Annotated in this window: 19 protein-coding genes and 1 tRNA gene; 9 read left to right on the forward strand and 11 right to left on the reverse strand. The window is 62.1% G+C overall.

All coding sequences use genetic code 11. The features are described 5' to 3' along the window. From VKV28_12430 to rsmI, 4 genes are all read right to left on the reverse strand, one after another. The coding region (locus VKV28_12430; GenBank protein HLH77603.1) for a biotin carboxylase N-terminal domain-containing protein at positions 1-498 on the reverse strand (498 nt) is incomplete at its 3' end. A 19-nt stretch (positions 499-517) separates the two neighbouring features. Beyond that, entirely contained in the window at positions 518-1030 is a 513-nt protein-coding gene (accB, locus tag VKV28_12435) for an acetyl-CoA carboxylase biotin carboxyl carrier protein (protein HLH77604.1), read from the reverse strand. Continuing rightward, positions 1023-1547, reverse strand: a complete 525-nt coding sequence (gene aroQ / locus VKV28_12440) for a type II 3-dehydroquinate dehydratase (protein HLH77605.1) — start codon at positions 1545-1547, stop codon at positions 1023-1025. Before aroQ ends, accB begins: the two co-directional genes overlap by 8 nt. A gap of 111 nt (positions 1548-1658) precedes the next feature. Then, positions 1659-2531: a 16S rRNA (cytidine(1402)-2'-O)-methyltransferase gene (rsmI, locus tag VKV28_12445; GenBank protein HLH77606.1), complete on the reverse strand. Its 873-nt coding sequence runs from the start codon at positions 2529-2531 to the stop codon at positions 1659-1661. 211 nt (positions 2532-2742) lie between these two features. Here rsmI and purU point away from each other — a divergent pair, with 211 nt between their 5' ends. The 6 genes from purU (at position 2743) to VKV28_12475 (ending at position 9024) form a co-directional block, all read left to right on the forward strand. Continuing rightward, positions 2743-3615, forward strand: a complete 873-nt coding sequence (purU, locus tag VKV28_12450) for a formyltetrahydrofolate deformylase (protein ID HLH77607.1) — start codon at positions 2743-2745, stop codon at positions 3613-3615. Beyond that, complete coding sequence (gene folD / locus VKV28_12455; protein ID HLH77608.1) at positions 3616-4512, forward strand: bifunctional methylenetetrahydrofolate dehydrogenase/methenyltetrahydrofolate cyclohydrolase FolD; 897 nt, start codon at positions 3616-3618, stop codon at positions 4510-4512. It begins immediately after the preceding gene. Positions 4513-4596: 84 nt separating this feature from the next. After that, complete coding sequence (locus VKV28_12460; GenBank protein HLH77609.1) at positions 4597-6495, forward strand: formate--tetrahydrofolate ligase; 1899 nt, start codon at positions 4597-4599, stop codon at positions 6493-6495. Between the two features lie 9 nt (positions 6496-6504). Then, entirely contained in the window at positions 6505-7143 is a 639-nt protein-coding gene (locus VKV28_12465) for a cyclodeaminase/cyclohydrolase family protein (protein ID HLH77610.1), read from the forward strand. A gap of 214 nt (positions 7144-7357) precedes the next feature. Beyond that, positions 7358-8026, forward strand: a complete 669-nt coding sequence (locus VKV28_12470; protein ID HLH77611.1) for a hypothetical protein — start codon at positions 7358-7360, stop codon at positions 8024-8026. 656 nt (positions 8027-8682) lie between these two features. Then, positions 8683-9024: a DUF202 domain-containing protein gene (locus tag VKV28_12475; protein HLH77612.1), complete on the forward strand. Its 342-nt coding sequence runs from the start codon at positions 8683-8685 to the stop codon at positions 9022-9024. Positions 9025-9593: 569 nt separating this feature from the next. On the opposite strand, the gene VKV28_12480 is transcribed toward VKV28_12475, so the two are convergent. From VKV28_12480 to VKV28_12510, 7 genes are all read right to left on the reverse strand, one after another. Further along, the gene (locus VKV28_12480) at positions 9594-9827 is read right to left on the reverse strand and encodes a DUF1902 domain-containing protein (GenBank protein HLH77613.1); all 234 of its coding nucleotides are present in this window, start codon (positions 9825-9827) and stop codon (positions 9594-9596) included. 105 nt (positions 9828-9932) lie between these two features. Next, positions 9933-10070: a hypothetical protein gene (locus VKV28_12485; protein ID HLH77614.1), complete on the reverse strand. Its 138-nt coding sequence runs from the start codon at positions 10068-10070 to the stop codon at positions 9933-9935. Positions 10071-10524: 454 nt separating this feature from the next. Next, a tRNA-Arg gene (locus VKV28_12490) sits at positions 10525-10601 on the reverse strand. 439 nt (positions 10602-11040) lie between these two features. Then, complete coding sequence (locus VKV28_12495; protein ID HLH77615.1) at positions 11041-11478, reverse strand: hypothetical protein; 438 nt, start codon at positions 11476-11478, stop codon at positions 11041-11043. Positions 11479-12100: 622 nt separating this feature from the next. Continuing rightward, the gene (locus VKV28_12500; protein ID HLH77616.1) at positions 12101-12739 is read right to left on the reverse strand and encodes an LON peptidase substrate-binding domain-containing protein; all 639 of its coding nucleotides are present in this window, start codon (positions 12737-12739) and stop codon (positions 12101-12103) included. Between the two features lie 71 nt (positions 12740-12810). Further along, the gene (locus VKV28_12505; protein HLH77617.1) at positions 12811-13620 is read right to left on the reverse strand and encodes a carbon-nitrogen hydrolase family protein; all 810 of its coding nucleotides are present in this window, start codon (positions 13618-13620) and stop codon (positions 12811-12813) included. Positions 13621-13677: 57 nt separating this feature from the next. After that, a complete protein-coding gene (locus VKV28_12510; GenBank protein ID HLH77618.1) occupies positions 13678-14004 on the reverse strand; it encodes a rhodanese-like domain-containing protein in 327 nt (108 codons plus the stop codon). A gap of 94 nt (positions 14005-14098) precedes the next feature. Between VKV28_12510 and tadA the strand changes: the two genes are divergently transcribed. The 3 genes from tadA to VKV28_12525 are packed head-to-tail and all read left to right on the forward strand — an operon-like array spanning position 14099 to position 16484. Further along, complete coding sequence (gene tadA / locus VKV28_12515; GenBank protein ID HLH77619.1) at positions 14099-14560, forward strand: tRNA adenosine(34) deaminase TadA; 462 nt, start codon at positions 14099-14101, stop codon at positions 14558-14560. A 4-nt stretch (positions 14561-14564) separates the two neighbouring features. Further along, positions 14565-14900, forward strand: a complete 336-nt coding sequence (locus VKV28_12520) for a DUF4236 domain-containing protein (GenBank protein ID HLH77620.1) — start codon at positions 14565-14567, stop codon at positions 14898-14900. 30 nt (positions 14901-14930) lie between these two features. Further along, positions 14931-16484 (forward strand): TldD/PmbA family protein, encoded by a 1554-nt coding sequence (locus VKV28_12525; GenBank protein HLH77621.1) that lies wholly within the window; start codon positions 14931-14933, stop codon positions 16482-16484. Positions 16485-16488: the final 4 nt, after the last annotated feature.

Below are 16488 nucleotides of genomic sequence, written 5' to 3' on the forward strand. Positions count from 1 at the left end.
GCCGCCGGCCGCCGCCTTGATCAAGACCGGAAAGCCAAGTGCGGCGCCCTGTGCCATCGCATCGCGCAGCTCGCTAACCCCAGTCCCTTCGCTGCCGGGCAGGACCGGCACGCCGGCGCGCTTCATGATTCGCAACGCCCGCGGCTTGTCGCCCATCAGCCGGATATGACGGGCGCGCGGGCCCACGAAATGCAGGCCTGAGCGCTCGCAGGCTTCGGCAAAATCGCCATTTTCGGATAGGAAACCGTAGCCCGGATGAACCGCGTCGGCGCCGTAGGCAACCGCCGCACTAACCACGGCCGGAATATTAAGATAGCTATCCTGAGCCGCGGGCGGACCGATACAGACCGCTTCATCCGCCATCCGTACGTGCATTGCCGACTGGTCGGCGGTGGAATATATCGCCACCGTCGGGATCCCCAGCTCTCGGCAGGCCCGAATAATTCGAATCGCGATAGTGCCGCGATTAGCGATGAGTAATTTGCGAAAACCAGCCACGATTATTCCGATTGTAACCTTAGGCGCCTTCGATCACCATCAGGGGCTGCCCATACTGTACCGGTTGGCCATTGTCCACCAATACCCGCACCAACCGACCGGCTACCGTCGCCTCGATTTCGTTAAGCATTTTCATCGCTTCCACGATGCAGAGGGTTTGTCCCTTATGGACCGAATCGCCCTCCCGCACGAAGGGCTGCGCGTCGGGCGCCGCGGCGCGAAAAAATGTCCCCACCATCGGCGACGTAATCAGCACCTGTCCGGCCGCCAGCTCCAACGCCGGGATAGCCGCCGGGCCGGCGGGTGCAGGACGGGCCACCGCGCTGGCAGCTTCGGCCACGGGCGGTGCAGGTGGTAGCGCGGCCTGCGTGGCACGCGGATGCGCCTCCCCGCGCACCAGGCGGATACGTCCCTGGCGACCATCTACTTCCAATTCGGTAATTGCGCTGTCACGCATCAGCTCAACCAGCGCCTTGAGTTCGCGCAGATCCACCATCGCGCCCCGAGCAGCCTTCTGATTAGTCTTATTCATTGGCAAGCTGACGCCTGACTCCCTTCTCCATCGGCGGTTGGCGCCGACCGCGTGCTTGCGCCAGCTCAACCAGCGCGCGCAGGGCCAGGGTATACCCCTGGGCGCCCAAGCCTATGATCCGGCCGTCGACCAGATCGGCAATCGTGGAATGGTGACGAAAGGGCTCGCGCCGATAAATGTTGGACAAATGCACCTCCACCATCGGCACTTCCAACAAAGCCAGCGCGTCGCGAATCGCGATACTGCTGTGGGTGTAGGCGGCGGGGTTGATAATCACGCCCTCGACCTGGCCGCGAGCCGCCTGAATGCGCCCCACCAATTCGCCCTCGCTGTTGGACTGAAAGGTCTCCACACGCACCCCGAGTTCGGCTCCTAGCGCGCGCAATTGCGCGTCGATCTGGCGCAGCGTAGTGCTCCCGTACAGGGCCGGTTCCCGCTCGCCAAGCAGATTGAGGTTGGGGCCATGCACCACCAAAATGCGCATCGCGGCCGCCCCACCACGTCTTGCCCTCGCCATGGACTCCCACATCCTCCCCGCGGCATTCAATCGTAGCGCTCGCTTGGTTTCAAGCCGGCCGCCGCTCTTCGCGCTCTGGCGCGTGCCGCTCAGCCGCCGACAGAAGCCAGTTCAGGGCTTGGAGGGTGCGCGCGCGCGCATCGCCTCCTGATAAATTTCGCGGCTGGAGCGGCCGCTCAGCCGTGCAACTACCTTGCTGGCTGCCCGTGGCTCCATCCCGGCCGCAATCAAGTCGGCAACACCAACCCCCGGTTGAGCAGCCGCCGGCTGCGCCTCGGCACCCGCCACCACGACGGTAATCTCACCGCGCGCCCGGTCGCGAGCAAAGCGCGCGGCCAACTGCCCCAAAGTCTCGCGCGTAGCCTCCTCGTACAGTTTGGTCAACTCCCTGACGAGTGCGGCCGGTCGCTCAGGCCCCAATTCGCTCGCCATCGCGGCCAGGCTTTCGCCCAACCGGCGCGCGCTTTCATAAAAAACCAGCGTGCGCGACTCGTGGGCCAACTCCCGCAGGCGCTGCGCACGGGCCTGGGCACGGGCGGGCAAAAAGCCTTCGAACACAAAGCGATCGGTGGGCAGGCCGGCGACCGCCAGCGCGGCAATCGCGGCACAGGGGCCGGGAATCGCGCGTAGCGCGATTCCCGCCTCCTGCGCCGCGCGCACTAGGCGGTAGCCGGGGTCGGAGATTCCCGGCGTACCCGCGTCGCTGACCAGCGCGATCCGCTCTCCGCGCTGCAGCCGCGCCACCAGTTCTTGCGCGCGGCGCTGTTCGTTGTGTTCGAAATTGCTAATCAGCGGTTTGCGAAGCCCGTGCGCCGCCAGCAGGCGTGCGGTATGCCGGGTGTCTTCGCAGGCAATCGCATCCACCTCCGCCAGCACCTCGAGCGCGCGCAAAGTCAGATCGCGCAGATTCCCAATCGGTGTCGCCACCACATACAACACGCCCTCGGAAGAGGCTGGACGCTGGCTTGGATCGGGGTTGGACATAAGCTGTAGGTCCTTGGAGCACACACGATAGTGGCTCGCAGGGTGAGCCGCTATCGTGAGGCAAAGTTGGCCGTCTAACAAGCTGCCTACTCTATCGCCAAACGACCGACGCTATTAGATTGGGAGACGGTCGGAAGGCCGATGCAACGCGCTTTTCCAACACCCGCCGGGGCCGGCCCAGACCAAGGAAGTCTCGCAAGGAGTCCGATCGATGTCCGCTGCCCAGGACCAGCCGCAGACCGCGACCCTGCTGATGAAATGTCCCGATCGCAAGGGACTGGTGCGCGACATCGCCGATTTCATCAGCAGCCGCGGGGGTAACATTCTGCACGCCGACCATCATCTGGATGGCGAAACCAGCGAGTTCTTTGCCCGCGTGGAATGGTCCTTGGCTGATTTTGGTCTGCCCCCAAGCGACATTGCGCAGGCCTTTCGCCCACTCGCTGAGCGCTACCAGATGGAATGGCAGTTGCGCTTTTCCAGCGAGCAGCCGGCAGTGGCAATCTTCGTCTCGCGTCTGGGCCATTGCTTGCTCGACCTGCTCCATCGATGGGAAATTGGCGAAATGCCCGGACGAATCGTGGCGGTGCTTAGCAACCATCCCGCCTTGAGACCAGTGGTCGAGCGCCAGCAGGTACCCTATTATTACTTTCCAATTACGCCGCAGAACAAACGGGCTCAGGAAGCTGCTGAGCTGGAGCTGCTAAAACAACTGCAAGTCGATCTGATTGTAACCGCGCGCTATATGCAGGTCTTCACCGACGACTTCATCGCTTGCTATCCCAGCGCCATAATCAACATTCACCATTCTTTTCTGCCCGCCTTCGTCGGCTCCAGCCCGTATGCCCGGGCCTACGAACGGGGCGTCAAGTTGATCGGCGCCACCAGCCATTACGTCACTCCGCTCCTTGATTCGGGACCGATCATCGAGCAAGACGTCGTCCGCATCAGCCATCGCGACAGCCTGGCCGACCTGATTCGCAAGGGACGAGATCTGGAACGGGTGGTGCTGGCCCGCGGGGTGCGCCTGCATCTGGAGCGCCGAGTGCTGTCTTATGCCAACAAGACCGTGGTGTTTGATTAAATGGTAGCCCAGACAACCGCTCAAGGCGCCCCAATCGTGCTCGGACAACTCCTGGACGGCACCCTGGCCGCGCGCGCGGTGCGCGCGCAGGTCCGCCAGGGGGTCGCGCGGCTCAAGCAGGAACACGGCATCACGCCTGGCTTGGCGGTGGTGATGGTGGGGGAGGACCCCGCCTCGCGCATTTACGTGCAGGCCAAGGAACGCGCCTGTCAGCAGGTCGGAATCAACTCGCAAGTCCATCGCTTGGCTGCCGACATCAGCGAGGACGAACTCACGCACTACATATACCGGCTCAACCGCGATCCGCGAGTCCATGCCATCCTGCTCCAGTTGCCGCTGCCCGATCGGAGCTTGGAAAACCCGGCCTTGGCCGAGATTGACCCGGCCAAAGACGTCGATGGCCTCTCGCCCAGTAGCCAGGCCCGGCTGCTGGCGGGCGAGCCCGGCCTGCGCCCCTGCACGCCGCTGGGGATTATCGATCTGATTGACCGCACCGGGGTCGATCTGACCGGCAAGCGAGCGGTCGTGATAGGTTTGAGTGTGCTGGTAGGCAAACCACTGGCGCTGCTTTTGCTTGAGCGCAATGCGACCGTGGTGCTGTGTCACGAGTTCACCCGCGATCTGGCGGGCGAAGTCGCCGGCGGAGACGTCGTGATCGCGGCTGTGGGCAAGCCCGGGCTGATTCGCGGGCAGTGGATCCGGCCCGGCGCGATCGTGATCGACGTCGGCATCAATCGCACCCCAGCCGGAATCGTGGGCGACGTCGAATTCGAAGCCGCCCGCCAGCGCGCCGCTTTCATCACGCCCGTGCCCGGCGGGGTGGGCCCGATGACAGTTGCGATGCTGGTGCGCAACAGCCTGCTGGCGGCCGAGCGGATTGCGCTCTCGGGCCGCTGAGAAAACCAAGGCGAACCAGCGCATCGGCTTGGATGAAGCGCCGAGCCCGCGCGTTGGCCAACGACTCAGGAGCAATCAAGTCAGATGCCGCATAAATTGACTAACCTACTTGCCGCTGTTCCTTCCGACCTGGAAATCGCGCAGGCCGCCATCCCGCTGCCGATTACCCAAATCGCCGCCGAGGCCGGAATCGAGCCGGACGAACTAGAGCTCTACGGCCAGACCAAGGCCAAGGTCCGGCTCTCGCTGCGCGATCGGCTGCGCGCGGCCCCTAACGGCAAATATGTGGTCGTCACTGCGATTACTCCCACCCCTTTGGGCGAGGGCAAAACCACCACTACCGTAGGCCTCAGCCAAGCGCTGGGCGCCCATCTGGGACGCAAGGTCTTCACCTGCGTGCGTCAACCCAGCCAGGGGCCAACCTTTGGAATCAAGGGAGGCGCGGCCGGCGGCGGTTACAGCCAGATCATTCCGATGGAGGAATTCAACCTTCATCTGACCGGCGATGTTCATGCCATCACCGCCGCCAATAACTTGCTGGCGGCGGCAATCGATGCCCGCATCCTGCACGAAAAAAGCGCCAGCGACAAAGCCCTATTCGATAGGCTCTGTCCGCCCGCGGGCGACGGCCGCCGGCGCTTCTCGCCGGTGATGGAGCGGCGGTTGCGCAAGCTAGGCATCGCGCATACCGATCCCAACGCACTCAGCGCAACCGAGCGTAGTCGATTCGCGCGCCTGGATATCGATCCCGACTCGATCACCTGGCGACGCGTGATCGATACCAGCGACCGTATGCTACGCGCCATCACCATCGGCCAGGGCGCCGACGAAAAGGGCTTCGAGCGTGCCACCGGTTTCGATATCACGGTGGCCAGTGAAATCATGGCGATTCTCGCCCTGACCACCGACCTGGCGGATATGCGCGAGCGGCTGGGTCGAATGGTCATCGGCGCCGATCGCACGGGCGCCCCGGTCACTGCTGACGACCTGGGGGTGGGCGGTGCGCTGGCGGTGCTGATGAAGGACGCCATCATGCCCAACCTGATGCAAACCCTGGAGGGCACCCCTGCCTTCGTCCATGCCGGCCCCTTTGCCAACATCGCGCATGGCAATTCCTCGATCGTGGCCGATCAAATAGCGCTCAAACTGGTGGGCGAAGAGGGCTACGTCTTGACCGAAGCCGGCTTCGGCGCCGACATGGGCTTCGAGAAATTCTGCAACATCAAATGCCGCACCAGCGGTCTGAAGCCCAATTGCGCGGTGTTGGTGGCCACGGTGCGTGCGCTCAAGATGCATGGCGGCGGACCCAAGGTAGTGGCCGGCCGCCCACTCGCCGCGGAGTATACCGAAGAGAATCTGCCGCTGCTGGAAGCGGGATGCGCCAATCTGACCAAGATGATCGAAAACGTGCGCCTCTTCGGCATCCCGGTGGTGGTCGCGATCAATCGCTTCAAACACGATACTAGCGCCGAACATGCCTTGATCCGGCGCTTGGCGCTGGCCGCCGGCGCCTACGAAGCGGTGGTCAGCAATCACTGGGCCCAAGGCGGCGCGGGCGCCGTGGCGCTGGCGCAAGCAGTGGTGGAAGCCTGTGCTCAACCCAGCGATTTTCATTTCTTGTATCCGCTGGAGCTCGGCATCAAGGAAAAAATCGAGATCATCGTGCGCCGGATGTACGGTGGCGCGGGTGCCGAGTACCTACCCGCGGCGGAGGCCAAAATCGAGCTGTTTACCCGCAACGGCTTCGATAAGCTACCAATTTGCATGGCCAAAACCCATTTAAGTCTCAGCCATGACGCCGCTCTCAAAGGCGCGCCCCGCGACTTCGTGGTCCCGGTGCGCGACGTGCGAGCCAGTGTCGGCGCCGGCTTCCTGTACCCGCTACTGGGAACGATGAGCACAATGCCAGGATTGCCCACCCGCCCGGGCTTTTACGACGTAGACCTCGACCCGCATACTGGCCGTATAGTTGGCCTGTCGTAGGTCAAATTCATGGCCAACAGCATCTGGACCGCGCCCCTTGAGGAGTTGAGCGCCCAAGTGGCGCGTGGTCCGGTGCCGGCCGCGGTCAGCGTGAGCGCGGTCTGCGCCGTGCTGGCATTGGATCTGGCAACCATGGCAATCCAGGTCAGCGCGCGGCGGGCCAAAACCGGCGGCGGTAAGACTGAAGAGATTGTGCAGCGGCTCGGCTTGGTGCGCGCGCGTTTGCAGCGGGCGGCGGACGAAGACACCTCCGCCTATAACGATTACCTGGCCCAGCGCCGACAAGCCAAATCCAAGCCCCAGGCCGACGTGCATCAAACTCTGGCGGCGACCCTTGGCCGCGCCATCGAGGTACCCTTGGATGTTGCCGAGGCCGCTACTCAAGGGTTGCAACTTTGTGTGCAGGCCATCTTATTCGCTCATCCAGTGGTCCGCGCCGATCTGACGGCCGCTTTGCTCCTGCTCGACGCCGTGGCGCAGGCGGCGCTGCGCAGCGCCGATACCAACCTGGAGCTGTTGGATGCACCAGGCTTGATAGAGACCTTGCATCGGCGCCGCGATGCCTTGGCGGCGGCGGCGCAGCAGGCACGCCAGGCGGCTTACCATGCGAGCTTCGCAGCATCGCGTACACCGCCCTCGCGACCGTAAAGCCGGTCCCACGCCTGGTCTGGTGCGCGCAGCCAACAACCCCGCAGGCGCGTGCGCCGCCGATTTTTGATTGACAAATCGGCTCCTCGGTAAAACGCTAAATACTTAAAGCGCCACAACTACTGAGGTCACGATTTTCATCCACCGCCGCGCCGATAGACTGGACAAGGGGAAAGGGGCGGCGTCACGCGTCACGGAGTGCAAGGAGTTAGCCGTGAAAAAGACAACTAACAAGCAAGGTCGCACCGCTGCGTCATCGTCACGGGCCTCGGCTCGTCAGACTCGCGCCAAACGCGCCACCAATGGCCGCCGAGTCCGCCGTCAGCCGCTCAACATGCAATGGTTGAGGGATTTTGTCTCCCAGATGCTGGCGGTTGAACGTGGCGGGGAAAAACTTTATCAGCGCGCTCTAGACGAACTGGAGCACGAAGAGCTGCGCGACCGCCTCGAGCGCTTCGCCGAGCAAACTCGCCGCCACGTCGAGCTGTGCGAGCAGATGCTCGAAGTGGCAGGCTGCGATCTCGACTACTTGAGCCAAGAAGCCCACCTGGCCGAGCAGAAAGTCGAGGGCTTGCTCTCGGCCGAGGCCGATGAAGAGCTACGCGATCTCAACAATCTGGAAAACCTGCTCCTAGCCGAAACCAAGGATCATTGGAATTGGGAAACGCTGGCTACGGTCACCAGCGAAATCGAGGATCGCGAGCTGAGCCGCGCGGTGCGCAAGGCGGCCACCGAAGCCACGCGCCAGGAACTGGATCACGTGAAATGGACCGCCGATCAAATCACCAAATTAACGCAGGAAATGGCGCGGCGCGAAGAGCCCACGGAGGAAGAAGTGGAAGCGGAGGATTCTGAGGAAATGGCTGAACAGCATCGCTCCTAATCAACGTGCGAGCGTTATCCTCACGCCCGCAAAGGAAAAAGGACCCTCGCACCCTCTCCGCCCGCGCCCTACGTAGAGTATAAGGTCCCTCCCTGCTGGCCAGGGGGCTTTCAACTCGAGTAACTCAGCAACTGCGGCCCCTCGCTTGGCTTCGAGCTGGCGCGGCTTTTCATCAAGAGGTCAAGCTCGCAGGCCGCCACCACCGTCGGCGACAATTTCGACCTCGCGAAGCGTCGTGATTAGATCGCGCACTAAAGACCGAAACAGCTTAAAACCAAGATCAGCGCTTGCATGGCCATTAGCGGACATGCGGCATCGAGAGTCCTGGCCAAGTGGCGTTTGCGAACGCGCGAACGATAAGATGCTTGACGACCTTTAGCCATCTTTATGATTGTATTTATACGCACGGCCATCGGGATCGAAGCGATGAGGTGTTCTCGGGCAAGAGGCTAAGCGTGATTCCGGCCGCGGAGGCCATGCCGCAATGGTCGGTGGAGTTGCGGGTGTCCACCGAAGGCCAGGCCTGCACCCAAAATCGGTCATGGCAATCACATGTCCTCCGACCGCGGCCCTTTGGCGCACTTTAGAGGACGCAGAAATATGAGTGCCGACCATCTGTGACGGGAAAAATCAAAAGCAGCGCGCCAAGTGACTATTTGGCCGCGGAGCGAACCTTCCTTGCCTGGATCCGAACCGGCCTGGCGCTGATGGGATTCGGTTTCGTGGTCGCCCGCTTCGGCCTGTTCTTGCGTGAGATCGCGATGACCACTCATGCCCGACCGCTTGAACCCACTGGCGTTTCCCTGTGGATTGGCACCGCGCTCCTTTTGGTCGGGGTGTTGACGAATGTAGCAGCGGCGATCCATCACGTCGGCCTGATCGGCCGGCTTAACCGTGGCGAGGAGGTTGGTCGGCCGTCTGCCGCCGGAATCGCTATCGCGCTGATCCTCGCGGTCTTTGGCTTGGCGCTGGCCGCCTATCTGGTGCTGATGAGATAAGCGGCCTGCGACGGTGGCGCGCGCCTGCCATGCTGCGGGAAGCCGTCGGAGGAAAACGCCGCTTCTGTTTGAGCAGCTGGTTCGGAACGGTGATAAAGGCCCCAGCAGCGTTGGCACCCCGTGCGGGATTTGAACGCGCGACCCCAGGATTAGGAATCCTGTCGAAAATGCTAGGGTTTTTCGGAATGCCTAAAACGCGGGCAAAACGCGATAAAAGCACTGCGAAGCCCTGGCCGTCCTGGTCCGCCTTCGCGCCTACACCCTGCCCGACGGCCGCATGGCCGCGGCTCGCGCGCTTGTCGAGGGGTTGCACCCGCTGCTAACGGCCCCGGAGCTGGACCCCACACAAGCCCTGACCGACCTGCAAGCCGGCGAATCCTTCAGAACGCTTTTGGGATTCCGGCCTGCTTGAGAACCGCGTCGGCTGTATGGCGCGACAGAATGTTGCCGTCAACTGGGAAATAGCGGCGGGTTATAGGGCTGAACCAGACTTCGTGATCGCCCTTGCCGTGACGGTCGAATCGGCAGGCATGCTCGCGCAAGATGCGCTTGAGCTGTGTAACCGGCCATCAGGCCGCGGCGAGCGCGATCCGTGCTTCATGCTCGAAGCGCGCCACCACTGATCGAGTCTCCCTGGCCGACGAAGGCGCGTTCAATTCGAGCAATTCGGGAACCAAAATCCCAAGCTTGGCTTCTAGCTCGCGTGGCGTGGCCGCTTCTGCCACCAATCCCGGCACCTGCTCGCTTTCCGCTACCCATACGCCCGCTTCGCCATCCCAGAAGGCCTGGATCACAATGTCCATGGTGGGTTCGCCCCCGTCTGTATACCTACCCAGCATATCGCCCCGTTACGAGCGCCGACAAGCTCCCATGCTGACCGACTTCGAGGCCGCTATCTATGCGAGCTGCTACCTGCTGGCGACGACTGGCTGGCTCACCCCGTAGCCGATGCGCGCGCCCATCTGGATAAGCTGGCGGCCGGCGATCGCGCTGAAGACTACCCGGTATTGGAAGGCCAGTCGGATGGTTGCGCTGCTTGAAAGCATTGACGCGCGGCTGGCAAAGACAGAATCAACCGTGGCGCTTTCCAAGGGCCCGCCTGGCTTGGGCATCTAGACCCGCAAACCCGCCGGGCTATCCAAGGGCACCATCGCGTCAGGACCGCACTTCGGACAGGCGTTGTGACGCGCTGCTAAGCGCCATCGAGTAAATCAGGCCCGGGACGATGAAGAGCAGCCACAAGCCAAGTTTCACGACGAAGCTACTAGCGTCAGCGCTTGGGGCGGCCGACGAAGCCACGAACAGTGCATACCCGGTCTTTGGCCGACGGCATCGGATAGCCATAGCGCGCTTTTCTTAGCGACCGCACCCCCGGCGCGACAGGTTCCCGGCAACCAAACTGAGGCGCTAGCCGGCCCCGGCCGGGCTTCAAACGCCTACAATACGCCTACACCGAGCGACAGCCGTCTGACCTGAAACCCGAAAACCCCTTGAATTTATTGGCGCCCCGTGCGCGACTTGAACGCGCGACCCCAGGATTAGGAATCCTGTGCTCTATCCTGCTGAGCTAACGGGGCGCTGTAGAACGGCACGAACCCAGTGGCCATTGGGGAGCAAAGCTGAGCGAGCCGTCACCAGCAAAGCCTAGTCCGCACCCGCCGCCTTGCCAAGCGCGGCCATAATTAGCGCTTTGACCGTCAGGCGTACGATTTGGGAAATTGCGGTACCGCGGAAAGCGATTGCATTCCTGGCCAGCTCCGCATCTGATGGATGTGCCCTCTGACGCCGCGAGGATATGGCTGGCAGGTGGCAGGGTCGCGTTCAGCGCGTCACGTCAATCAGGAAAATGGGGAGCCGCTTGGCCCTCCAACCGCAGTCCCAATTTCCGTTGACAAAGAACCGCCAAGGCGCTGTCGCGCCCTGGCGGCGGTGGAGACCTAGGAATAAAAACCCGTGCAGAAAGTAAGCTGCGCGGTGCGCTACAGGCGGGTGGCCTAACGCGCGCGGGGCGGGCAATCAGGCCTGATGAGCGGTGCGGTCGCGCCGGCGTACAGTAGGCGCACTAATCCGCCGCGGCCGAACCACCGGCGAACGGCGAGCCAACGGACGCCGGATCACTCCGGCCAGCTGCTGGGCGCGCCAATGAAGCAGCTCCCGCCGCAGCATCTCCGGCTCGATACCGAGCGTCTCGCACACCGTATTGAAAGAGAACGGCCCCTCGCCGCCGGTGCCGCAAAGCCATTCTTCCGCTTCTTGAAACAAGCGCTTGCGCCGGCCATTTTGGGCCCCGGCATTGTTCTGAAAACAACGCAAGGCATCTTCCAGAATCGCCATCATCAACCGCTTAACCGGTGCGAACTCGCTATCTTCCTGTCGCCGGCCATCATAAAACTGAGCCGGAGTCATAATCTCAGGGACAAATAGCGATCCTACGACGCCATTATCTTGAACCATCGGAATAAGATCTCCAATTGGTTCAGTAGCAAGCAATCTCCGTTCCATTCGTAAACAACAAATAACCGCTTTATTTTAAAAATTTAACCGAGCCTCGGCTTGCAACCTGCAAAAGCGCCGAGCGGCTGGAGCTTAATCCCAGCATCTGCGCGCCTTATCCCTTCGGCCGGTGACAGACGGGTCGCCTAAAAAACCGCCCTGAAGCGGAGTACCTGCTTGACCCAACTCACGGCTTTCGTTCACGCATCACTCCTTCGCAGATTGCAAAGCAATAGCGTGAATTCATCTTTTGCGAAAACACGCCTTGTCAGCAAACCTCCGCAGCGGCGCGGTTGGGCCGGGTTGGCTACGACTTGTGAGTGGGGTTTTGTGGGAAGAAGCCAGGGTTTAGATGGGAGGCTTCGGATGCCGAGGCTGCGAAGGGGGGGGACGCATCCTCAGTCGACTCGTCAGCCTCCCATCTAAATCCTGGCCCATACCGCATGGACGCAAGGATATCTGATCCAAGGGCCAAAATCGTACCATCGAGCCGACCAGACTGTCAATCAGCTTGCGACGGTAAATTCTTCCTGCTCAGTAGTAGGGACAGCTAGAGATTACCTCTTTTATGCTGTCTTCGGTGCTATTGCAATAGGGTGGATTGACCGCCGCCGGAGCCGGCTGCGCGCTGGGCGAGACGAAACTTCAGAATTTCGACTAGGGCTGCCGCGCGCCGCTCCCGAGCCTCGAGTAGACTTTGCTTTTCCACCGCGTCGAGATCGAGATGAAAGCACAGAAAATTGAGCAAGCCGGTTCCTGCAAGACCGCGCTGTTCGACCAGTACCCTCCAGGCTTCAGAAGCCGCCGAACCACCGTATTCCAGCACGGTGGCTTGCAGGGCCGCCATCAAGGAAGGTTCTGGGTCCGAGCTGGCCATGGCCGGCCAGCCCACCCGAGCCTGACGGTAGGGCAAGTCGCCAAATTCTTCGATGATCTCGAATTCGCTGAAGCCGCGCAGAACGAAGTTATAGCGACCGTCGGGTAGCTTAACCAGCCGCTCGATACGGCCAGCGCACCCCACCCGGTAGAGGTCGGGCTTGCCGTAGTAGCGAGGCTCCCAATCGCCCTTGAGCAGGACCATACCCAAGATTCCGTCACGCTGGCCAACCTCGGCTATCATCTGACGATAGCGGGGCTCGAAGACGTGTAGGGGAAGCTCGACCGTGGGAAACAAGACCACGTTGGGTAGCGGAAAGAGTGCGATACGCTCCGGATAAGCCATTATGGGCCTCAAGACGCCCTCGCTCATTGAAATCTGCCGGCAACCCCGCATGCCCGGGGCCCGGCGCTAGCCTACAGGCGTCGATTCTTGAGCGCCGGCAATTCGCGCCGCACTCGCTCCATCTCGGTCCGATCCAAGGGCGCCATCACGACCTCTTCGTGTTCGGTACTGGCGCGGACCAACACCCGGCCCCAGGGATCGACAATCATCGAATTGCCGTACTCGTTGTATCCGTAGGGATTCATTCCGTATTGACCCGGCGCGATCAGAAAGGCCTGATTTTCGATCGCGCGGGCACGCACCAGGACTTCCCAATGCGCTTGACCGGTGGGATAGGTAAAGGCGCTGGGCAAGGTGATTATCTCGGCACCGAGCGTGGCCAATTGCCGAAAAAGTTCGGGAAAACGCAAATCGTAACAAATGCTCAAGCCCAGCCGTCCCAGTTCGGTAGCCGCGCACACCACCTCGCTACCGGGCCGCTTGACCTCCGATTCACGCGTCACCACGGCTCCGGTCAGCTCAACGTCAAAGAGATGGATTTTACGGTAGCGCGCCACGCTCACTCCCTCGGGGTCGATCAGGACCGAGGTATTGTAGGCATGGCTGTCATCGCCAGCGATGCGCTCGGTGATCGAGCCAGCTAGCAGCCAGATTCGATGCTGGCGCGCGAGTTGCGCCATTAATTGCAAAGTAGGCCCCGACAGGTCTTCGGCCGCCTGCGCCTGAGCGGCCCGGGTCCCTCGCCAATTGAAGGTCTCGGGCAAGACCACCAGGTTGGCGCCTTTGAGCGCGGCCGCCCCGATCAGGCGTGCGGCCGTTTCCAGGTTGCGCTCCTTGTCGCTATCCGAACGCATCTGCACCGCCGCGGCTATCACTTCCATGGCTGCTACCCTACGCCAGCGCCAGCGCAACTGCTAACCTGGCGGGCCACCCGCCGCTCAATAGCGCGGCACGGTTGGATCGACCTCGCACGACCATGCCTCGATGCCGCCGGCCAAATTGAGGACTCGGGCAAAGCCACTTTGGTGAAGATAGCCGGCAACCTGGGCGCTGCGCATACCATGATGACACAGCACCACGGTTTCGCGTTCCTTGTCCAATTCGGCCAACCGAGCGGGAATTTCGTCCATTGGAACGTGGATCGCATCGGGAAAGGGCGCACAGGCCACTTCGAAGGCCTCACGTACATCCAAAATCACCGGCCGATCGGCTCTCTTCATGCGCTCGGCCAGTTGTGTCGCGGTAATAACTCCCAATTCCGCCATCGCGTCGTCCTGCTCCTAGCTGAGCATACCAAGTCCGAGCTACTTAGGGCAGCGGCTTGCCGCCAACCGGCGCCCGATCAATCATTGCACTCCGATGCCGTACGACGAGCACGACGTAGCCCTAATGCACTTGGCGCTGGATGAGGCCGAACGTGGCGCCCGAGGCGGCGAAGTCCCGGTCGGCGCGATAATCGAGTACGACGGCAAGGTCATCGCACGCGCCCATAATCAGCCCATCGGTCTTAACGATCCTACTGCCCATGCCGAAATCCTCGCGATTCGCGCGGCCGCTCAGAGCTTGGGTAGCTACCGGCTGGGCGGCGCCGCTTTGTATGTCACGTTGGAGCCCTGTCCGATGTGCATGGGTGCGATTATTCAAGCGCGGCTGGCGCGAGTTAAGTTTGGTGTACGTGACCCCAAGGCCGGAGCAGCCGGATCGGTTTACGATTTTGGCCGGGATGGTTGGTTAAACCATTGGGTTGAAATCTATCCCGAGCTTATGGCATCAGAATGTGCACAGATCCTGGCGCGCTTTTTTGCCGCCCGACGCTGTTAGGGTTGTGAATTATCGATTTCACCGGCGCTTTAAAATCTTTCCCAACTTAAACGTCGTGGTGAGTCGTTCGGGACCAGGGATCACGGTGGGAATCGCCGGCCGTCACGTCAATTGGTCGCGCGGCCGGCTGACCTGTATCCCAGGTATCCCTGGCTCGGGCATCTTTGTGACCTCCCGCATCGGCAGCTACAGCGGCTTTCATTCCGCCCACGTCGAGCGCCCGGTCCCACCCAACCGCCAACGTTGGGCCCATCGCATGGGCGCCTTGGCCACGCTCACGACCATCCTGGCGGCCGCGGTGGTGGTCACCCTGCTAGTCATGGATTTCGTGCTAAAATAATTTCACAAGTTGCAACTTCCCGCGGCAGACATGAACGACCTGTTCGAGACGGTTGACTACCTCATGCAACATGGGGAAGACGAGCTGGCCCGCCTGAACCGCCCGCGACGTGATACCTGGTTTTCTTCCTTGCGGCTAGAAGTGATTTTTCGACGGGCAGCGAGCGCAGACAACGGCGCCGCGCGGCGCAGCACAGTGACCCAAAGTGCGGGCTTGGGAATGAGCGTGCTGGCTCGGTCCGGCGCCGCCCTGGGCTTCGGCTACAGCGGTTTGGAACTGGGCAGCGAAGCGCGCAGCGCGCACAAATTGCTGGCGGCGTTGCGGGCGGGTTATGCCCGAGCCTACGAACGCGCACGCTACAATGCTCGTCAAGCCGCTGCTTTGGCTCGCTCCCGCCCCGGCCCTACTCCCGGCTGGGTCGCAACGCCCTCTCAGCGCTCCAATCTACCGGCCCGCTTCGCCCGCGATCCGACCGGGCTGGCGCAGTCCGAATTGGAGGCACTGTGCCGCCAAGTCTCCGGCGAAATTGGCGGCTTGGGGCGCGAGGTAGTCTTTAACAGCGTTTCGGCGATGACCGAATTGCGCCGGGAATTGCTGATTACTAGCGAAGGAAGCGTGCTTGCCCAGGGCTTCGCCTTTGCTCAAGGGGATTGCTATGTGGTCGCGCAGAGCGCCCAGGGGCATGACGAGTCCCATGACAGTATCGGCCAACAGCTCGGACCCGAAGTCCTCTTCGAGGGCGGGGGCGAGCCGCCGATGGTGACTCCCTCGCTGCGCCAGTTTGCGCTCGATCTGGCCGGCGAGGCTCGGATGCTGGCTGCCGCTCCTGCCCTGCGTCCATCGGAGGAAGAGGCGGTGGTTGTCACCGATCCCCATTTCAACGCGCTAGTAGCCCACGAGATCGTGGGGCATCCCAGCGAAGCCGACCGCGCCCTCAAGATGGAAGCAGGATACGCTGGCCGGAGCTGGTTTTTGCGCTCGCTGAGCGATAATCAAATCGGCTGCCAGATTGGCTCTGCGCTGTTGTCCGCCTGCTCCGATCCGAGCCTGCCCGGCTATGGCCATTACGCCTATGACCACGAAGGAGTGGCCGGCCAGCGTGTGACGCATATCGATCGCGGAATATATGTGGACTTTCTCAACTCGCGCGCCACCGCCGCGATCCTAGGCGTAGCGCCCAACGGGTCGGCACGGGCCAGCGCAGCACCCTACGCACCGCTGATTCGCATGTCCAACACCTTCATCCTGCCCGGCCAGCGTACCCCCGAGGAAATCATCGGCGAAGTGAACCACGGCTATTACGTGTGCGGCAGTCGCACGCCTTCCATCGCCGAATCTCGCGAGAACTTCCGCATCTCGGCCCGCCGCGTCTATGCGATCGAGCACGGGCGCCTGGGCCAGCTTTATCGCGCCGGCAGCCTGGCCGCCGACGCCAAGCGCTTCTTCAGCCAAATCGACGCGGCGGGCAACGATTTGCACCTGTTCGCGATCCCCAATTGCGGCAAAGGACAGCCCATGCAGATAAAGCGCATGTCCAACGGTGGACCCACCTTGCGCTCGCGCGGCTATTTGTTGGGAGTCTGACCCG

The sequence above is a fragment of the Candidatus Binataceae bacterium genome, from assembly GCA_035294265.1.
Classification (GTDB): Bacteria; Desulfobacterota; Binatia; order Binatales; family Binataceae; genus DATGLK01.